The 2,015-nt window shown below is 70.7% G+C and carries 3 protein-coding genes and 1 pseudogene; all 4 read left to right on the forward strand.

The annotated features are described in order from the left end of the window. The first annotated feature begins 1 nt into the window (after position 1). On the forward strand, positions 2–346 hold the full coding sequence (locus ACFY5C_RS41305; protein WP_344410565.1) for a DUF6153 family protein: 345 nt from the start codon (positions 2–4) through the stop codon (positions 344–346). Positions 347–464: 118 nt separating this feature from the next. After that, positions 465–1,088 (forward strand): DUF305 domain-containing protein, encoded by a 624-nt coding sequence (locus tag ACFY5C_RS41310; protein WP_344410555.1) that lies wholly within the window; start codon positions 465–467, stop codon positions 1,086–1,088. A gap of 124 nt (positions 1,089–1,212) precedes the next feature. Further along, complete coding sequence (locus ACFY5C_RS41315) at positions 1,213–1,791, forward strand: hypothetical protein (protein ID WP_389455218.1); 579 nt, start codon at positions 1,213–1,215, stop codon at positions 1,789–1,791. Beyond that, positions 1,716–2,015, forward strand: a pseudogene (locus tag ACFY5C_RS41320) (restriction endonuclease); the annotation flags it as partial. The gene ACFY5C_RS41315 and the pseudogene ACFY5C_RS41320, both read left to right, overlap by 76 nt.

Genomic DNA, 2,015 nt, shown 5'->3' on the forward strand with positions numbered 1-2,015 from the left:
GATGCTCGGGCTGCTGGCCGGCCTTCTCGGCATGCACGCCCTCGGTCCGGGCGGGGCCGTGGCCGCCGGCACCCATCACTCCTCCTCCGCCTCCGCGCATGCCGGGATGGCGATGGGGAGCGACGAGTACGTCTGCCACGGTGACAGCAGTGGCGGCCATGCCGAGCACGCCGATGCGACGTGCGCGTCCGGTGCTGTCGGCACGGGACCGGTCCTTCCCGCGCCGGTGCCTGACCCTGTCGGCACGCTCTCGCCCGCCGACGGCGGCCACGGGTTCGTCGCCGCCACGCCCGACGGTGGCCGGGCGCCGCCCACACTGGCTGAACTGCAACTTCTGCGGATCTAGGACAAGGCCGAGCCGTATCCCGCCTCTCCGGCTGTGCCCCGGCGAGCGACCGTACGGCCCTCAGCCATGTCCCGCGCCGCTCGGCGCAGCATCCTTCGCAGACCGCAGGAGTACCACCATGACCAGCACCCGTTCTCTCATCCGTCGTGCCGCTCTCGGCACCACGGCCGTGGCCGCCGCCCTCGTCCTCGCCGCCTGCGGCAGCGACGACGGCTCCGGCACGCAGACGTCGGCCTCGGCGAGCGCCGAGAACACCGCCGGCGCCCACAACGACCAGGACGTCTCCTTCGCGCAGGACATGATCCCGCACCACCAGCAGGCCATCCAGATGTCCAAGATGGCCGCCAGCCAGGCGTCCTCCGCCGAGGTCAAGGACCTCGCCTCGCGCATCGAGAAGGCCCAGGACCCGGAGATCGAGACGATGTCCGGCTGGCTGGAGTCCTGGGGCGAGGACGTGCCCTCCTCCATGCCGGGCATGGACCATGGCGGTCACTCCGGCAGCTCCGACATGCCCGGGATGATGGACGCCGAGGACATGGACAAGCTGATGAAGGCGTCCGGCAAGGGCTTCGACACGATGTTCCTGACCATGATGGTCGAGCATCACGAGGGTGCCGTGGAGATGGCGACCACGGAGAAGGACAAGGGCCAGTACGGGTCGGCCAAGAAGCTGGCCGACGACATCATCACCGCGCAGAACGCCGAGATCGAGGAGATGAACAAGCTCCTCGGCAAGAGCTGACGACCCCCGCATCGGGGGCTCGGGCCTGCTTCCGCGCAGCCCGGCCCTCGTGCGGGCACGTCCTGCGCCGGCTCCTGAGCCCTGCTCGCAATCCTTCCTCGCGCCTCACCGCGAGATCCTCAGCATGAAGATTCGTTCCCGCGCTGCCACCGCCATCAGCACAGCCGTCCTCGCGGCCGAACTGGCCGCATGCTCGTCCGGCTCCGACACCTCGTCCGACACGGCGTCGGGCGCAGGCACTGGCGGCCTCGCCGTCAGCCACGTCCACGGTCTGGGCATCGACCCCGCCGACGGGCGCCTGTACGTCGCCACCCACGAAGGCGTGATCGCCGTGGCCGACGACGGCACCGCCGAGCGGGCCGGCGACACCGCCGACTACATGGGCTTCACCGTCATCGGTCCGAAGACCTTCCTCGGCAGCGGCCACCCGGCCGAGGGCAGCGGCGATCACGGCAACCGCGGCCAGATCCAGTCCAAAGACTCCGGCAAGACCTGGAAGACCCTGCCCCTGGGCGGCACCACCGACTTCCACTCCGTGGAGTACGCGCACAACAGCGTCTACGGCTACGACAGCACCCGCGGCCTGCTGCGCGTCAGTGCCGACCGGGCGTCCTGGGAGGACCGTGCCGAGCTCGCCGCGGATCGGGCAGCCCCGGCAGTGGCGCGCGGGAGCTGCGGGAGATCGGAGCCGCAGGGCGGCTGACGCCGGCACTACGGGCGGCGCTGCGGCGCGAGCCGTCGTTGCTCGGCCGGATGGCACGGGTCCTGCTCGACCTGAACTTCCCTCCCTCGCTCCACGGCGATCTCTGCGAAGCCGTCGGCCTGGAGCTGGAGCCGACGGAGAGCGAACAGTTCTCGGCCGTGCGTGGGAGGCGAGATCCCCGGATGCGGGAGCAGGTTTTGACGGCATACGAGTACCAGTGCGCC

Origin of the sequence: Streptomyces sp. NPDC012935 (assembly GCF_042900345.1) — a bacterium.
In the GTDB taxonomy this organism is placed as follows: domain Bacteria; phylum Actinomycetota; class Actinomycetes; order Streptomycetales; family Streptomycetaceae; genus Streptomyces.

Bases quoted from the DNA above. Each gene is read 5' to 3' on its own strand.
- ACFY5C_RS41315 (WP_389455218.1), top strand. From the start codon at position 1,213: ATGAAGATTCGTTCCCGCGCTGCCACCGCCATCAGCACAGCCGTCCTC.
- ACFY5C_RS41305 (WP_344410565.1), top strand. From the start codon at position 2: ATGCTCGGGCTGCTGGCCGGCCTTCTCGGCATGCACGCCCTCGGTCCG.
- ACFY5C_RS41310 (WP_344410555.1), top strand. From the start codon at position 465: ATGACCAGCACCCGTTCTCTCATCCGTCGTGCCGCTCTCGGCACCACG.